We start from the raw sequence: 236 nt of genomic DNA, 5'->3' as shown, positions 1-236 counted from the left end.
TCGATGCCTTCGTTCGTCCAGTCGTGCAACTTCGCCTTGAAGGACGCCATGTTCGTCGGCGTTTCGAAGGTCCCGGTGTAGCCGACCCCGGCGACCTTCAGGATGCCGTTGAAGGTGCCCGCATACATGACCACCTTGCCGTAGTGATTGCGCGTGCCGAACACGTGATCGGAATTCACCCAGCCGTAGGAGAAGCCCCCCGCCACGTCGAGCATCATCGCGCGCAGGAACGCGTC

Annotated in this window: 1 pseudogene; it reads right to left on the bottom strand. The window is 61.9% G+C overall.

Annotated elements, in window-relative coordinates:
* Positions 1-236 (bottom strand): annotated as a pseudogene (locus KVT39_RS37410) (hydroxyquinol 1,2-dioxygenase); the annotation flags it as partial.

The organism is Burkholderia sp. GbtcB21 (genome assembly GCF_019091065.1).
GTDB lineage: Bacteria > Pseudomonadota > Gammaproteobacteria > Burkholderiales > Burkholderiaceae > Burkholderia > Burkholderia pyrrocinia_C.
The sequence above is the reverse complement of the archived record's forward strand: the minus strand, read 5'-3'. Positions and strand labels throughout refer to the sequence as shown.